This is a genomic window from Methylomonas sp. ZR1, from assembly GCF_013141865.1.
GTDB lineage: Bacteria > Pseudomonadota > Gammaproteobacteria > Methylococcales > Methylomonadaceae > Methylomonas.
Genome location: NZ_RCST01000001.1, coordinates 1,684,429 through 1,699,778 on the forward strand (window position 1 = coordinate 1,684,429; position 15,350 = coordinate 1,699,778).

16 protein-coding genes are annotated in these 15,350 nt (G+C 52.3%); 5 read left to right on the forward strand and 11 right to left on the reverse strand.

Annotation, left to right across the window (positions count from 1 at the left end):
• Positions 1 to 8: 8 nt before the first annotated feature.
• Genes kdsB through prmB form a run of 8 tightly spaced genes read right to left on the reverse strand, consistent with a single transcriptional unit; the run spans position 9 to position 6,225 of the window.
• Entirely contained in the window at positions 9 to 788 is a 780-nt protein-coding gene (kdsB, locus tag DDY07_RS07745; protein WP_171695458.1) for a 3-deoxy-manno-octulosonate cytidylyltransferase, read from the reverse strand.
• The gene (locus DDY07_RS07750) at positions 785 to 976 is read right to left on the reverse strand and encodes a Trm112 family protein (protein WP_033156289.1); all 192 of its coding nucleotides are present in this window, start codon (positions 974 to 976) and stop codon (positions 785 to 787) included. Before DDY07_RS07750 ends, kdsB begins: the two co-directional genes overlap by 4 nt.
• Complete coding sequence (gene lpxK / locus DDY07_RS07755) at positions 969 to 1,970, reverse strand: tetraacyldisaccharide 4'-kinase (RefSeq protein ID WP_171695459.1); 1,002 nt, start codon at positions 1,968 to 1,970, stop codon at positions 969 to 971. The genes DDY07_RS07750 and lpxK overlap by 8 nt, the downstream gene beginning before the upstream one ends.
• On the reverse strand, positions 1,967 to 2,401 hold the full coding sequence (locus DDY07_RS07760; protein ID WP_171695460.1) for a biopolymer transporter ExbD: 435 nt from the start codon (positions 2,399 to 2,401) through the stop codon (positions 1,967 to 1,969). The genes lpxK and DDY07_RS07760 overlap by 4 nt, the downstream gene beginning before the upstream one ends.
• Entirely contained in the window at positions 2,401 to 3,015 is a 615-nt protein-coding gene (locus tag DDY07_RS07765) for a MotA/TolQ/ExbB proton channel family protein (protein ID WP_020481246.1), read from the reverse strand. Before DDY07_RS07765 ends, DDY07_RS07760 begins: the two co-directional genes overlap by 1 nt.
• Before the next feature lie 34 nt (positions 3,016 to 3,049).
• Positions 3,050 to 4,204, reverse strand: coding sequence for an MFS transporter (locus tag DDY07_RS07770; protein ID WP_171695461.1), 1,155 nt, complete (start codon positions 4,202 to 4,204; stop codon positions 3,050 to 3,052).
• Complete coding sequence (gene aroC, locus DDY07_RS07775) at positions 4,205 to 5,293, reverse strand: chorismate synthase (RefSeq protein ID WP_171695462.1); 1,089 nt, start codon at positions 5,291 to 5,293, stop codon at positions 4,205 to 4,207.
• A gap of 2 nt (positions 5,294 to 5,295) precedes the next feature.
• Positions 5,296 to 6,225: a 50S ribosomal protein L3 N(5)-glutamine methyltransferase gene (gene prmB / locus DDY07_RS07780; protein WP_171695463.1), complete on the reverse strand. Its 930-nt coding sequence runs from the start codon at positions 6,223 to 6,225 to the stop codon at positions 5,296 to 5,298.
• Between the two features lie 87 nt (positions 6,226 to 6,312).
• Here prmB and DDY07_RS07785 point away from each other — a divergent pair, with 87 nt between their 5' ends.
• The 5 genes from DDY07_RS07785 to DDY07_RS07805 all read left to right on the forward strand — a co-directional run bounded on the left by DDY07_RS07785 (position 6,313) and on the right by DDY07_RS07805 (position 11,215).
• A complete protein-coding gene (locus DDY07_RS07785) occupies positions 6,313 to 7,191 on the forward strand; it encodes an HDOD domain-containing protein (RefSeq protein ID WP_171695464.1) in 879 nt (292 codons plus the stop codon).
• A gap of 127 nt (positions 7,192 to 7,318) precedes the next feature.
• Complete coding sequence (locus DDY07_RS07790; RefSeq protein WP_171695465.1) at positions 7,319 to 7,666, forward strand: hypothetical protein; 348 nt, start codon at positions 7,319 to 7,321, stop codon at positions 7,664 to 7,666.
• A 198-nt stretch (positions 7,667 to 7,864) separates the two neighbouring features.
• Entirely contained in the window at positions 7,865 to 9,112 is a 1,248-nt protein-coding gene (locus tag DDY07_RS07795; RefSeq protein WP_171695466.1) for a hypothetical protein, read from the forward strand.
• A gap of 161 nt (positions 9,113 to 9,273) precedes the next feature.
• Positions 9,274 to 10,638, forward strand: coding sequence for a cell envelope integrity protein CreD (gene creD / locus DDY07_RS07800; RefSeq protein ID WP_171695467.1), 1,365 nt, complete (start codon positions 9,274 to 9,276; stop codon positions 10,636 to 10,638).
• A gap of 61 nt (positions 10,639 to 10,699) precedes the next feature.
• On the forward strand, positions 10,700 to 11,215 hold the full coding sequence (locus DDY07_RS07805) for a metal-dependent hydrolase (protein WP_171695468.1): 516 nt from the start codon (positions 10,700 to 10,702) through the stop codon (positions 11,213 to 11,215).
• 3 nt (positions 11,216 to 11,218) lie between these two features.
• Here the strand turns inward: DDY07_RS07805 and DDY07_RS07810 are convergent, their stop codons facing one another.
• Genes DDY07_RS07810 through nirB form a run of 3 tightly spaced genes read right to left on the reverse strand, consistent with a single transcriptional unit; the run spans position 11,219 to position 15,060 of the window.
• Entirely contained in the window at positions 11,219 to 12,136 is a 918-nt protein-coding gene (locus tag DDY07_RS07810) for a PhzF family phenazine biosynthesis isomerase (RefSeq protein ID WP_171695469.1), read from the reverse strand.
• Positions 12,137 to 12,139: 3 nt separating this feature from the next.
• Entirely contained in the window at positions 12,140 to 12,520 is a 381-nt protein-coding gene (gene nirD, locus DDY07_RS07815) for a nitrite reductase small subunit NirD (protein WP_171695470.1), read from the reverse strand.
• Positions 12,520 to 15,060, reverse strand: coding sequence for a nitrite reductase large subunit NirB (gene nirB, locus DDY07_RS07820; protein ID WP_171695471.1), 2,541 nt, complete (start codon positions 15,058 to 15,060; stop codon positions 12,520 to 12,522). Before nirB ends, nirD begins: the two co-directional genes overlap by 1 nt.
• Between the last annotated feature and the right edge of the window lie 290 nt (positions 15,061 to 15,350).

The window sequence follows — 15,350 nt, forward strand, 5'->3', positions numbered from 1 at the left end:
TTTCTTGGTTAGGGGCCTGAATTAACAAGACCTAGCCGCCTAGAAACTCTCACCAAATCCTCCTCCGTATCCACCCCCGCCTCCGGCGTCTTATCAACAATCTTCACCAAAACCCTCTCTCCATGCCAAAGTATCCGAAGCTGCTCCAACGACTCAACACTCTCTAACGGCGACGCAGCCCAACCGCAATACCGCTGCAAAAAGCCCACCGTATAAGCATACATACCAATATGCCTGAAATGCGGCAAAGCAGCAGACGCAATATCGTGATTATCCGGAAAGGTCGAACGGTTCCAAGGAATCGCCGCTCGGCTGAAATACAAGGCGTAACCGTTTTTATCTAAAACCACCTTAACCGCATTCGGATTGAAGATTTCCTCCACATCCAAAATTTTAGCGGCCAAGGTCGCAATGCCGGCCTGATCTTGCCCGGCCAAAGCAATAGCTACATCACGAATATATGCCGGCGGAATCAACGGTTCGTCGCCTTGCAGATTGACCACGATCTGTTCGTCTGCCCAGCCCATAACCCTAGCCACTTCGGCAAGCCGTTCGGTGCCGGACTGGTGATTGGGATCGGTCATTACCGCTTGCAAACCTAAGTCGCTGACCGCATCGAAGATGCGTTGGTCGTCGGTCGCCACTACCACTTGCTCGGCGTCAGCCTCCAGTGCCCGTTCGCACACATGCACGATCATCGGCTTGCCGGCGATGTCCAACAAGGGCTTACCCGGCAAGCGGGTAGAGCCGTAGCGCGCCGGAATGACGACTTTAAAACCGCCGCTCATTTACGTAGCGCGTCCGCTTCTTCGAAGCTCAGTTCGCGGGCTTCATCTTCCAACATCACCGGAATATCGTCGCGGATCGGGAAAGCCAAATTGTCGGCTTTGCAAATCAGTTCCTGTTTGTCTTTGTCGTAAATTAAGGAGCTTTTGCACAGCGGGCAGGCCAGAATCTCGAGCAGTTTTTTATCCATGAGCTTTGTCTTTGAGTAGTTTTAACAGTTGTTGAGAAAATGCCACGGGCAATTCGGCATCGATAGGTAAATACCAATATTGGTCGGTAGCGAAACGGGCACATTTCACCGAGTCCTTTTCGGTCATAAGCACCGGGCGCCGGTCTTTAAATTGCAAATCTTCGGCAGTAAAAGGATGGTGGTCCGGCAAGGCGTGGGTTTGACAATCCAGTCCGGCAGCCGCCAATTGCGCAAAGAAACGGGCCGGGTTGCCTATCGCCGCGACGGCGTGGCAAGCCGTGTCTTTGAATTCGACCAGCGGTTTTCGTTCGCCGGTTTTCATGTTGATCAGTTGCTGGCCCTTGCAGTGCATCGGCAACTCGCCTTCCAACAATTCATCCGGGCCGTTGACCACCACCAAATCCACTTGTTTGACTCGTTCCTGCGGCTCGCGTAGCGGGCCAACCGGCAGACAATAACCGTTACCGAAGCGGCGCTGACCGTCTATCACCACAATCTCGATGTCGCGTTCCAGCGCGTAATGCTGCAAACCGTCATCGGAAATCAGCACGTCGCAGGCGTTGGTTGACAGCAATTGCCTGCCCGCCGCTACCCGCTCGGCGCCGACCACAATCGGGCAAGCGCAACGTTTGGCTAACAACACCGCTTCGTCACCCACTTGCGCCGGATCGCTCTCGGCGGTTACGGCTTGCGGACCGGTGCTGGCGGCGCCGGCATAACCGCGACTAATCACGCCCGGTTTGTAGCCGTTTTGTTTCAGGAATTCGACCATCCAGATCACCAAGGGCGTCTTGCCGGTACCGCCGACGGTGATGTTGCCGACGATAATGACCGGCACCGGCAATTTGGTCTTTTTCAGTAAGCCTATGCGATACAAAAAGCGCCGGAAGCGGACCGCATCGACATAGAGCATGGACCATGGCATCAACCAAGCGGAGATATACATCTCCTTGTACCAGGCGTCCTCAAACCATTTGATCAATTTTTTGTTCACGGTTTTTCCGGTCTGTTGATAGCAAAGGTAATATGATGAAAGCCCAATTGATTTGCTACATCCAAGGCGCTGACTACCGCTTGATGCGGGGCTTTGCCGTCGGCACTGATGATGAACGGCAATAGTCTGGATTCGCCGGCGGTTTGTGCTAAAGCCGCTTTCAAGCCGTCCAGGTTTTGATTCACCAACTCGTGAAACTGATTATCCTCACCGGCCAAGGCATAAGTACCTTTGGCATCGACGTATAAATTGATGGTCTTACCTTGCTCCGTGGCATCGCTGCCTTGCGCTTCCGGTAAGTTGATCTTCAGTTCGGAATGATGGCGAAACGTGGTGGCCACCATGAAGAAAAACAGTAAAACCAACAACACATCTATCATCGGGATTAAACCGATATCGACCTGCGTGCGGCGTTTGCGGCGGAATTGCATTAAATATCCTCGCGCGCGCCTTGCATGATGTCTATCAGACGCAGCGACTCTTCTTCCATCCGCACCACGTGATCATCAACCAGACGTTCGAAATAACGGTGAAAAAACAGGCTGGGAATCGCCACGGTTAAGCCCGAGGCGGTACAAATCAAGGCTTCGGAAATACCGCCGCTCAGCACGGCCGGATCGCCCATCCCGCCTATCGCGATGTCGGAAAACACCCGGATAATGCCGTCCACGGTACCCAGTAATCCTAATAAAGGCGTGATAGAAGCTATGCTGCCCAACGCATTTAAATAGCGTTCCAGCTCGTGTGTCACCTGCCGGCCGACTTCTTCGATACTGGATTTCATGATTTCCCGGCCATGCTTGCGATTCAGTAAGCCGGCGGCCAGAATTCTGCCTAATGGCGAACTCAGTTTGATGCGCCGAATGGTCGGTTCATCCAATTTTTTATCCCGATGCAATTGCCAAATGTACGGCACCAAATCGACGGGAATGATGCGTTTGCGTTGCAAGGACCAAAAGCGTTCGCCGATGATCGCCATCGCCACGATGGAACACAAGATGATCGGCGCCATCATCCAGCCGCCGTTTTTGATTACTTCAAACACGTTGTCTATCCCTCTTTCATGAAACTGATCAATTTTAACCCAATCCGGGGCGAGATTGCCGGGCCACGCCGATATAGGTAATCAGCAAGGCCGCGCAACACACCAAGGCGGCGATGATGTAAACCAAACGCCCACCCAGCATATCCCAGAAATAGCCACTGTACAGACTGCCTATCATCCCGCCCAAGCCAAAACTGATACTGCTATACAACGCCTGACCTTTGCTTTGATGGCGCTCGCCGAAATACTGATACAGCAATTGCATCGCCACCACGTGCGCCACCCCGAAGGTCGCCGCATGCAGAATTTGCGCGCAGATGGTCAATGCCAGCGAATCCACCCCGTCGGCGATTAACAGCCAACGCAGTACGCTCAGCAATACCGAGGCAAGCAACAATGTGCGCGGCGAGAGCCATTTCAACAAACGGCGCATTGCCATGAACAGCAATACCTCCGCCGCTACGCCGCTGGCCCATAACAGACCGGTTTCGGTGGCCGAATAGCCGTGTTGTTTTAGGTAAACCGAATAAAACACATAGTAAGGACCGTGCGCGACTTGCAGCAGCATATAAACCAGCAAAAACGCCAGCAGCTCCGGTTTGAGGAGAATTTGCCAGATGCCGCCAGCGTTGCTGTGTGTCAAGCGCGGCCGCGCTTCCGGCGTCATCAGCGCCATCAGCCAATTCAACAACATCAAGCTACCGATAATCCACGGCAAATAGGCGATGCTAAACTGATCCAGAAACCGACCTATGCCCAATACCGCCGCAATAAAGCCGATAGACCCCCACAACCGGATTTGGCTATAACGCTGCGGTTCGGCTTGTAAATGAAACAAGGTCGCGGCTTCGAACTGCGGCAAAGTGGCATTCCAGAAAAAGCTGAAAACTACGGTCACCGCGGCAAACCACAGGTAATCGCTGCGGTACAAAAACCCGGCGAAACACAGCACCGACAGCAGTGAGGTGATGCGAATCAGCCGTAAACTACGACCGGTTTTGTCGGCCAGCCAGCCCCAGTAATTCGGCGCGATGATCTTGGTAGCCACCAAAAAAGCCGTCAGCTCGCCGATTTCGGTGGCGGCGAAGCCGACTTGCTTAAGGTATAAACTCCAAAACGGCAGGAAAGCGCCCAGCGTAGCGAAATAGCAAAAGTAAAAGCCGGATAAGCGCCAGTAAGGTACGCTCATTCAGCGCAGAATCGGCAATCCTGAATTTACATGCAGGTTTTGCGCGCGATGCCGTAACAGATGATCCATCAATACGATAGCCACCATCGCTTCGGCGATAGGCGTGGCGCGGATGCCGACGCAAGGATCGTGGCGACCTTCGGTGACCACTTCTATGACTTCGCCTTTGCTGTTGATACTGCGGCCCGGCAAGCGCAAGCTGGAGGTGGGCTTCAAGGCAATCCGGGCCACGATGTCCTGACCACTGGAAATACCGCCCAGGATACCGCCGGCATGGTTGCTTAAAAAGCCTTCCGGGGTGATTTCATCGCGGAATTTAGTGCCTTTGGTGTCGATGCACTCAAAACCGTCACCTATTTCCACACCTTTGACGGCATTGATGCTCATCAAGGCATAGGCCAGCTCTGCATCCAGACGGTCGAAAATCGGTTCGCCTAGGCCGGGCGGGACGTTGCTGGCAATTATTTCGATCTTCGCGCCTATCGACTCGCCTTCCTTACGCAAGGCGTCCATGTATTTTTCCATTTCTTCAACTTTGCCGGCGTCGGGACAGAAGAATGGATTATTGGGAATTTCGTTCCAGTCGAATGCGTCGATTTTGATCGGACCCAATTGCGACAAGTAGCCGCGCACCAGAACGCCATGTTCTTGGAATAGATATTTCTTGGCAATCGCACCGGCGGCTACGCGCATCGCGGTTTCCCGTGCCGAGGAGCGGCCGCCGCCGCGATAATCTCTAAACCCGTATTTATGCTGGTAGGTGTAATCGGCATGGCCGGGCCGGAAGCTCTCGGCGATTTTCGAATAATCCTTGGAGCGCTGGTCGGTGTTTTCGATCATCAGCCCAATCGGGCAACCGGTGGTTTTGCCTTCGAACACGCCGGAGAGAATTTTCACTTCATCGGCTTCGCGGCGTTGCGTGGTATGCCGGGACGTGCCGGGTTTGCGTCTATCCAGATCGATTTGCAAATCCGCTTCCGAGAGCTCCAAACCGGGAGGGCAACCATCGACAATAGCCAATAAGGCCGGGCCATGGCTTTCGCCAGAGGTGCTAACGGTAAATAATTTTCCTATGCTGTTTCCGGACATGGTTATAACGCGCTGACAAAGTGTGAGTGATAGAGAGAGACTTGTTCGGCGGTCAGTAAAAATACGCCGTCGCCGCCGCGTTCGAATTCCAGCCATTGGAACGGCACGTCGGGGAACATTTCCTGCAAGGTTTCGGCGCTGCTGCCCACTTCGATGATCAAGATGCCCTGCTCCGCCAGATAACGTTTGGCATCAACCAAAATGCGCAACACCAGATCCAGGCCGTGTTCGCCACCGGTAAAGCCCATCTCGGGTTCGGCATGAAATTCAGCGGGCAGGCTCTCCCATTCGGCAATAGCAACATAGGGCGGATTGCTGACGATGATGTCGTATGGCTTGATCGGCAGTTCGTTGAATAAATCGGATTGATAAAGCTGGACCTGTTCTTCCAGTTCATGCTTTTCGATATTGATCTGCGCTACTGCCAACGCATCGTCCGACAATTCCACTGCGTCCACTTGCGCATCCGGGAAGGCATAAGCACAAGCGATAGCGATGCAGGCGCTGCCGGTGCATAAATCCAGGATGTTGAACACTTGGGTTTCTTCGATCCAAGGCTCGAAACGTTCGGCAATCAATTCGGCTATGGGTGAGCGTGGCACCAAGACCCGTTCATCGACATAAAAAGATAGGCCGGCAAATATCGCTTCATGGGTTAAATAGGCGGACGGTTTGCGTTCGACGATACGGCGTTCGATTAAAGCCACCACAGCCTGGCGTTCGGCCATGGTAAGCACCGAATCCAAATAGCCGTGATCGAGATCGTAGGGTTGGTGCAGAGTATGCAACACAATCGCCGCTGCTTCATCCAAAGGCGTGACTGTGCCATGTCCCAGAAACACGCGGTGCTCGGCAAAACGGCTGGCAGCCCAGCGAATATAGTCTCTGATGCTGCTGAGGGTTGTGATAACATCCGGGCCTGTTATATTCATGCGTGTCTATGTAAAAAATACGTGTAAAAAATGCAACGGCGGATTTTAAACCAATCCCCCGCCGCTTGCCCGAATAAAGCAAAGTAAATGACCGAGGCCCATTCTCAAGCGCTATCCGCCAAACTGGCAAAAAATCGCCTGTATCAAGATTGCTTTAAATACATGCAATCCGATTCTTTGGCGTTACCGACCATACCGGATGTATCGGTAAAAATCCGCCGGGCAATCAATGAACCTAACGCCAACAGCAACAAAATCGCCAGAGTCGTGCAGATCGATCCCAGCATTACCGCGCGCTTGGTGAAAATCTCCAATAGTCCGCTATACCGGGGCCGGCGCAAGATCGAAAGCTGTCCGGAAGCCTTGACCCGTTTGGGCTTGAAAGCCGCGCAGGACATTATTACCGCCTTCGCGTTGAAAGCGGTGTTCAACGCCAAATCACCGGTGATTCGCCGTAAGATGCAAGAGCTTTGGGCGCATAGCAGTTACGTGGCGGCGATCAGTGCGGTATTTGCCCATAAAACGCCCGGCTTCGATCCGGACCGGGCCATGTTGGCCGGCTTGATTCATGACATTGGCGTGGTGCCGATTCTGGCTTACGCCGACCGGCAACCGGAGATTGTGGCTAATCCGGGCGACTTGGCTGAAGCGGTGCGCGAATTGCGCAGCCCGATTGGCGTGCAAATTATCCGCAAATGGGATTTTCCCGGCGACTTTGAAGACGTGATCATCCACGCTGAAAACTGGCACCGCGACAGCGGCGAAACCGCCAGTTACAGCGACATAGTCATGATTTCGCAATTGCACAGCTTCATCGGCAAGATAGACATCAAACAAATGCCCAAGCTGGACGAATTGCCGGCTTATAAAAAATTGGCCAAAGGCAATCTGGATGCGGATTTAAGTATCAATATACTCGACCAGGCTAAAGATGAGATCGAACATATCCGGCAGATGTTGAGTTAAACCGCTCAGCGCCAGCGTTGGCAATCTACTCAAGTTGCGGAATAATTCCGCCCAGATTGAATTGCGCAAATTGTAATTCGTAATCCTGAGTATTCTTGGATTTTTTCTTACCAAAGGAGTTAGCTAGATGAAACATACATTATTAATCGCCGCCTTGCTGCCCACCCTATTTGCAAACCCCGCGCAAGCCGGTAGCCTGGCCAACGGCAGTTGGCAACCCAGCGGTTGCGGCGCCGTGCCCGAGTCACCTACTATCGATGCCGGCAATATCGATGCCTACAATAAAAGCATTGCGGCGATCAACTCCTGGCAACAAAAATCCCGCGATTATTTCGAATGCTTGATCAAAGAAGCCAACACCGATAACGGCATCATCGCTGACCACGCCAATCAGGCTCAGGCCAAATATCGGGAAACAGTCGAAAAAATCGGCGCACAAGCCGAGGCAGCCAAGAAAAAACTCGATAAAGAATAAGCTGGCGCGCACTGCAAGCTGCAGTTGCTGCGGCCGACAGGTTATTTTTACCAGCGTTTACAATTCGCGCCCCGATTAAGCCTCCCGAGCAACGGGGATTTATCATAAAATCTCCGCATGACATGCAGCAGCCATTCGCGTAACGCGGGGGCTGCGCTCCCAGACCACCACTCTCTAGCAATAAACACTACCCAAGCCATGAAAAAAATCGACATCAAGCTGCTGATACTGGCGATCAGCGTGCTGTTAAACGGTTGCGCCAGTCTCGGCAAAGGGATTACCGAAGCCATTCTGGAAAAGCAGGAAGCGGAAGACACCCGCATTTGCGAAATCAAAGGCGATAAATTCGAAGGCATCAAACCGCAACTGGAAGTGCATGACCGGAAAATGAAGCTGCTGATGGTGCACGGAGTCGGCAACCACTTGCCGGGTTACTCCACCCAGTTCATGGAAAAGCTGACCAAGGAACTTGATCTGACCGTCACCAGCAAAAATGTGAAAAATATCCGCTTGGCCGATGCAAAAGGCCTTGAGCGACCACTGGGCAATTTGCGTATCCACCGTTATCTGGATGCTAATAAGTCGCAGGAAATGCTGTTTTACGAGCTAACCTGGTCGGAGATTAGTGCCAAGGAAAAAGAAGTATTGTCTTACGATAATTCCGGAGAGCAGTCGTTTCGCCGCGCCGAAGTCAACGATTTGTTAAAAAAATTCTCGAACGATACCGGACCGGACCCTATCATTTATCTGGGCGAGAAACGCGAGGATATTTTGTCGGCATTCGCGCAATCCTTCTGCTGGATGATCCACGGCGACTGGAACAACCTGCCGGACGACGTCAAGCAAACCTGCTCCACCAAGAACGTCACACCGTTTTACAACGACAGCTACGCCTTCATCTCCCACAGTTTGGGTAGCCGTATCACTATCGACGGCTTGCAACAAATTGCCTCTAAACTGGGTAACGGCGAAACGGCCAGTTACTACACCGCATTAACCAATGTTTTAAAGAATAAAGAGATACCTATTTACATGATGTCCAACCAATTGCCCATGCTGCAATTGGGACGGGCGCTACCTGAAGTGGCGAATCATGCCGACACTTATTGCCAAGCCGACGGCGCCAAATACAATGAACGGATCATGGCGAAAACTTCGGTGATTGCGTTTAGCGACCCCAACGATTTACTCAGCTATGCCATCCCGCACGATTTCGTGAATAAATATCTGGATTCGCGATTATGCGTGAATGTTACCAATATCAATATTAACGTCGCCAGAGTTTATGATGCGTTTGGCTTGGGTAAACTGGCGAATCCGATGGATGCCCATATCGGCTACGATACGGACGACCGGGTGATTGCCTTGATCGCCAAAGGCATCGCTAACGAACACACCGCACCTATCGTCAAAGAGCGCTGTCACTGGGTGGAAACCATCGATTAAGCTTTTTAGGGTATGGCTGAAGGCTTAGCCATACCCTTCCCCTCGCATTACCCCTCACGGCAGTCTCGCCCACTTCACCCTCGCTTCACATTCCCACCATCATCCGCTCACCGTGCCGGTGCATGCTGTTCATCGTCTTTTAACTCCACGGAATAAACGCGATGCAAAAAAAACTCTGGCAAAAGATCTGCATAATGTTCGGTCTGACATTGGTGCTGCTGATACCGATAGGCATGATAAAAAATCTGGTGGGCGAACGCGCCGAACGCCAACAACAGGCAGTGAGCGACATTGCCGCCAGTTCTGCCGGTCCCCAGCAATTGTTCGGCCCGTTGTTGACTGTACCTTACACCGAGCGCTGGACCGAGATTATCGAAACCAAACAGGACGGACAGCCCAATCGCGAACAAATCGAACGTGTCGATAATCGGCTGCTGTATTTTCTTCCCGAGCACCTGAATATAACCGGCGAGCTTGCTACGGAAACCAAGCAGCGCGGCCTGTTCAAAGTGCGCTCTTATGTACTGAATGTCAGTATCAAAGGCGATATGAAACTGCCCGGTGCTTACGGCAATCCCAAGCCGCTACATAAAGGCCAGATCAGTTTCGGCACCCCTTACGCCAGCGTCGTGCTGGCGGATATGCGTGGCATACTCGAAGCGCCGGGCATGGAATGGGGCGGCAAGCAATATGCCTTCGAACAAGGCGCGGAGTTACCCATACACCAAGCCAACGGCATGCACGTGTCATTGGATGCTCCGCCTGTCGAGTTTGGCCCTATCAATATACCGTTTGCTTTCACGCTAAAAATACGCGGCATTGAATCGCTGGATTTTATTCCGGCCGGCAAGCAAACCCGCGTGGAATTGTCCTCAGCCTGGCAGCACCCCAGCTTTTACGGCCGATTTCTGCCTGATCCGCAAACCCAGCAAGTCGGCGAGGCAGGTTTTCATGCGCTATGGTCGGTTGACGCACTGGCATCGAATGTCGCCGAAAGTCTTGATAAGTGTCAGGCTATCAGTTGTTACGACAGCTTTGGCATCCGCTTGATGGAACCTATCAATGTCTATTCCTTGTCTGATAGAGCCAGTAAATACGGTTTCCTGTTCGTCTGCCTGACTTTTGCAGCCATCTTTCTGTTCGAAATTCTGAAAAATCTGGCGATTCATCCGGCGCAATACGCCTTGGTGGGTTTGGCTTTGGCGATGTTTTTTCTGCTGCTGTTGAGTTTATCCGAGCATTTGGACTTTGTGCTGGCTTATCTAATCGCTAGTACTGCCTGCGTAATACTGATCGGCTTCTATCTCAGTGCAGTGTTGCGTAGCGCCAAACGCGGTATTAGCGCCGGCGCCTTACTGAGCGGCTTGTTCGGCAGTTTGTATGGCTTGTTGGAGTCAGAGGATAACGCGCTGATGCTCGGATCTTTACTGATGTTTGTCTTGTTGGCCCTGGCGATGGTTACCACGCGGCGCCTGGATTGGTATGGACTGAGTCAATCCGCTGCCGATAACTCGGTAATCATTTAAATCCCACCGGCTCGGGGCGTTGGCTGTCAGCAGCGTTCCGAGCAACAAAATCGAGGTAGTTATGATTGTTGCTCATCTTCCGGCCGGCTATATCGTATCGACGCTGCTGTTTAGGCGATTTGCAAAATATGGGGTCACCGGGATAAATTTTCTGCGCGCCGGCTTGCTCGGCAGTATCGCGCCAGATCTGGATATGATTTATTTTTATGGTTTCGACCACCGCGCTCATCCGCATCACAGTTATTTCAGTCACTTCCCCAGCGTTTGGCTGCTGTTATTAACGCAGGCAATCCTGTGTTTTCAGCATTGCCGGCACAAGAAGCTGCCGGTGTTGGCGCTGATTTTTACCGGCAACGGTATGTTGCATATGGTGCTGGATTATATTTCGACCAATATCTACTGGCTGGCCCCCTTCGTAAACAAGCCTTTTGCCTTGATTAAGGTGCCCAGTGTCTACCAGGATTGGTGGCTGAATTTTCTGCTGCACAGATCCTTTGTGCTGGAAATTTTGCTGGTAATTTGGGCTACCGGTTTATGGTTTAGGCGTCGGTTAAATAGGCTCGAATTGGTCGAATAAACCTTAATCCGGAAGACGGATCGTTCCCTCGGCAAACAACACGGCTTGGCCGCCGACCCTGATGGTCAAGTTCTCCAGGCCTTTGTTATCCATTTCCAAGTGGATCAAGCTGCGGCGTGTACTTTGCTCACCGCGTTCCACCGCAAAAGTGTGGGTGCCTTTCTGAGTGTGTTCAAACGAACACAGGTAACAACAAAATGCCGGCATCGCGCTGCCGACCGGCGGATCGGCGTGGATGCCAATATTGGGTCCCAGCAAGCGGGCATTGAAGTCCGCTTCCGGGCTTGATGATTTCGGGCAAAACAGCAAGATTTCCTGCGCCGCGGTTTGCGGTGCCGTGGATTGCGCCCAAGCCGCGTAATTAAAGCGGGCTTTGCGCACCGATTCGACATTCCAAACCGGCACTACTAAATAAGGAAACCCGCAAGACACCAGGCGTGGCGAGTATTTTTTATGATCCAGCTCCGCGAGCTGCAAGCATAAGAAACTGCAAATTTCATCGTCGCTGGGCGCAAAGCGGTCGACTATCGAATCGACGCTACGGCTAAATTGTACCAAGCTCGGTTGGCCATCCTGACTGGACAGATTGACTTGGATAACGCCGATATTTTGTTCGAACTCGAGTTTAGTCAGCGGTTCGGTTAACGCCACACCGCCGGACATAGCCAACACGTAGGCCGCGGCAATAATCGGATGCCCGGCAAAATTGATTTCGCCTAAAGGGGAAAATATGCGCATCCGCCGGTGCTTGTCGTCATCGGCTTTGTGAAACAGAAATACCGTTTCCGACAGATTCAATTCCTTGGCAATCTTGGCCATTTGCTCGGCATTCAAGCCATCGGCCTTAGGTAATACCGCTATCTGCGCACCGTTGAAAATCTGGTCGGTAAAGACATCAGCGATATAATATTGGTAGTTCACACCTTACTCCATTTCACAGACAGCCAAAGACGGCGATTTTTGTTGTGCAGGCGACGACGCCGGCATCACGGCGACTCTGCCGTTTTCCAGGCGTACTTGATAGGCCGGCACACTGACGCCGGCATCTTCAAAGCACACACCTGTACGTAGATGGAAATGCTGTTTATACATCGGCGACGCGACCATCGGTTCGCCGCCTATGTCGCCTATCATACCGCGTGACAAAACGTTGGCGTGGCTAAACGGATCGAAGTTACCGATGGCATAAACTTCCTGCCGGCGTTGCAGGTAAAAAATCGCGATTTGTTTGCCTTTTACTAAGGCACACACCCCGGAATCGGCTTGCAAATCGTCGATGCCGCACACATCTATCCAGGTACTCATTATGCCGCCTCCTCGATTAATTTGAAATGTTTACGTTCTTGGACGTTGGCTGGCCTAACTTGGCCGCGTTCCTCGACAAACACCACATTGTCGTCGGCCTGATCGCTGTTGACGAAATGCCGGAAGCGTTTCAGGCGTTGCTCGTCAGCCAAGGTAGTTTTCCATTCGCACTGATAGGTGTCGATAACGTGCTGCATCTGCCCTTCCAATTGTGCGCCTATACCCAGCCGGTCTTCTATTACCACCGATTTCAAATAGTCCAAACCGCCTTCCATATTTTCCATCCATACCGAGGTGCGCTGCATCCGGTTGGCGGTGCGGACATAAAAAATCAACACCCGGTCGATGTACTTGATTAATGTCTCTTTATCCAGATTGGTGGCAAACAAATCGGCGTGACGCGGTTTCATACCGCCGTTGCCGCAGACGTATAAATTCCAGCCATTCTCAGTGGCGATGACGCCGATGTCTTTACCTTGCGCTTCCGCACATTCACGGGTGCAGCCCGAGACGCCGAACTTGATTTTATGCGGCGCGCGTAAGCCTTTGTAGCGATTTTCCAATTCAATTGCCAAACCGACGCTGTCATCGACACCGAACCGGCACCATGTACTGCCGACGCAGGATTTGACGGTACGCAAGGATTTGCCGTAAGCATGGCCGGACTCGAAACCGGCGTCGATCAGCTCTTGCCAAATCGCTGGTAATTGCTCCACGCGGGCACCAAACAAATCCACGCGCTGACCGCCGGTGATTTTAGTGTAAAGCTGATATTTTTTGCCGACTTGGCCTATGGCGATCAACATATCCGGCGTGATCTCCCCGCCGGCGACGCGCGGCACCACCGAATAGGTACCATCTTTTTGCATATTAGCCAGGAAAATATCGTTGGTATCCTGCAAACCGATATGCTGTTTTTCTAAGATGTAGTCATTCCAGTGTGAAGCCAGGATGGAACCAACCGCTTGCTTACAGACTTCGCAACCCAAACCCTTACCATGTTTGTCCAGCAATTCGTCGAAGGTTTTGATTTCTTCCACCATGACCAGGTTATACAAATCCTGGCGGGTGTGCGGAAAATGCTCGCAAATATCAGTGCTGACTTCCACGCCCAGCTTGGTCAATTCGCAATCCAATACCGACTTCAGCAGCGCGGAGCACCCGCCGCAACCGGTGCCGGCCTTGGTCTCGGCTTTCAGGCCGCCGAGCGTGGTGCAACCAGCTTCGATTGCGCCGCAAATCTGGCCTTTGCTGACATCGTAACAGGAGCAAATCTGCGCCGATGCGGGTAAGGCATCCGGCCCGAGACCGGCCGATTCACCGGCAAGTTGCGGCAAAATCAAGGAATCCGGATGCTCAGGCAGCTCGATGCCGTTCAAGCAATATTGCAACAAAGTGCTGTAAGCGGACGCATCGCCGACCAAAACCGCGCCCAACAGCCGTTTCTGATCCTGACTAACCACCAAGCGTTTATAGATTTCACTGGCACCGTTTTGATAGGTATACACCATCGCGCCCTGGGTTCTGGCGTGCGCATCGCCGATACTGGCCACATCGACGCCCATCAATTTTAGTTTGGTACTCATATCGGCACCGGTAAAACTGCCTGCTTCGCCTGCCAAATCAGCGACGACGGTACGCGCCATCGCGTAACCTGGCGCTACCAAGCCGAAGATTTGTCCGTTCCACAATGCGCATTCGCCTATCGCATAAATATCCGCATCGGAAGTGCGGCACTGATTGTCGATCACTATGCCGCCGCGCGGCCCGACTTCCAAGCCGCAACCGCGCGCAATGTCGTCGCGCGGTCTGATACCGGCCGAAAACAGTACTATGTCGGTTTCCAAGGTTTCCCCGTCCGCAAAATTCATTTTATGCAGGCATTCGGTGCCGTCATCGATCAGCGTGGTGTTTTTGTTTAAATGTACTTTCACATCCAGCGCTTCGATCTTGCGCTTCAACATCGCCCCGCCGCCATCGTCGAGCTGTACCGCCATCAAGCGCGGCGCAAATTCGACCACGTGCGTATCCAGCCCTAAGTCTTTCAACGCCTTGGCCGCTTCCAAACCCAACAAACCGCCGCCGATGACTACACCAACTTTGGATTTGGCTGCCGCGGTTTTCATCGCTTCCAAATCTTCAATGGTCCGATACACCAGACACTGCGGTCTTTCATGCCCCGGCACCGGCGGTACGAACGGATAAGAGCCGGTCGCCAGTACCAGTTTGTCGTAATCGACCACCACGCCATTGGCAGAAGTGACTTGCTTGCGCTCCCGGTCGATACTGGCCGCCTTGTCGCCTAAATAAATTTCGATACCGTGCTCGGCAAAGAAGCCGTCTTCTACTAAAGACAAATCAGCCGCGGTTTTCCCGGAAAAATACTCGGACAAATGCACCCTGTCGTAAGCCGCTCGCGGCTCCTCGCAGAATGTGACAATCCGATAGCGATCTCTCGCATTGCTAGCGACCAATCCAGCCAGAAAATTCTGGCCTACCATACCGTTGCCGATAACAACCAGGGTTTGTTTCATATTCATCAGGGGCCTCTGTTTACTCAGAATTTATGCAAACGCGCTACACGGCCTAGTGGCGGTAAGGCGATTCAAGGAGCTACTGTCTGGTCGCTACCGCCCTTTTTCGCAGCCAAAAAAAAAGGCATCCTGTTCGAATGAATGACTCATTCAAGCAGGACACCTTTGTCCAGGTTTAATACGGGGGTAAAGTCTAACGACGAGACTTGCTAAATCTTTAACAAAATTTATGCCAACATTAAAAACCCTTTAAAAACGCCGCTTCCCGCCGTCAGACATTATTTTTTTTGCAAAAT

Excerpts from the sequence above, each read along its gene's own strand:
- DDY07_RS07785 (WP_171695464.1), top strand. The coding sequence starts at position 6,313 with ATGACCGAGGCCCATTCTCAAGCGCTATCCGCCAAACTGGCAAAAAAT.
- DDY07_RS07790 (WP_171695465.1), top strand. The coding sequence starts at position 7,319 with ATGAAACATACATTATTAATCGCCGCCTTGCTGCCCACCCTATTTGCA.
- DDY07_RS07795 (WP_171695466.1), top strand. The coding sequence starts at position 7,865 with ATGAAAAAAATCGACATCAAGCTGCTGATACTGGCGATCAGCGTGCTG.
- creD (WP_171695467.1), top strand. The coding sequence starts at position 9,274 with ATGCAAAAAAAACTCTGGCAAAAGATCTGCATAATGTTCGGTCTGACA.
- aroC (WP_171695462.1), bottom strand. The coding sequence starts at position 5,293 with ATGTCCGGAAACAGCATAGGAAAATTATTTACCGTTAGCACCTCTGGC.
- nirD (WP_171695470.1), bottom strand. The coding sequence starts at position 12,520 with ATGAGTACCTGGATAGATGTGTGCGGCATCGACGATTTGCAAGCCGAT.
- DDY07_RS07760 (WP_171695460.1), bottom strand. The coding sequence starts at position 2,401 with ATGCAATTCCGCCGCAAACGCCGCACGCAGGTCGATATCGGTTTAATC.
- nirB (WP_171695471.1), bottom strand. The coding sequence starts at position 15,060 with ATGAATATGAAACAAACCCTGGTTGTTATCGGCAACGGTATGGTAGGC.
- DDY07_RS07770 (WP_171695461.1), bottom strand. The coding sequence starts at position 4,204 with ATGAGCGTACCTTACTGGCGCTTATCCGGCTTTTACTTTTGCTATTTC.
- DDY07_RS07750 (WP_033156289.1), bottom strand. The coding sequence starts at position 976 with ATGGATAAAAAACTGCTCGAGATTCTGGCCTGCCCGCTGTGCAAAAGC.
- DDY07_RS07805 (WP_171695468.1), top strand. The coding sequence starts at position 10,700 with ATGATTGTTGCTCATCTTCCGGCCGGCTATATCGTATCGACGCTGCTG.
- kdsB (WP_171695458.1), bottom strand. The coding sequence starts at position 788 with ATGAGCGGCGGTTTTAAAGTCGTCATTCCGGCGCGCTACGGCTCTACC.
- prmB (WP_171695463.1), bottom strand. The coding sequence starts at position 6,225 with ATGAATATAACAGGCCCGGATGTTATCACAACCCTCAGCAGCATCAGA.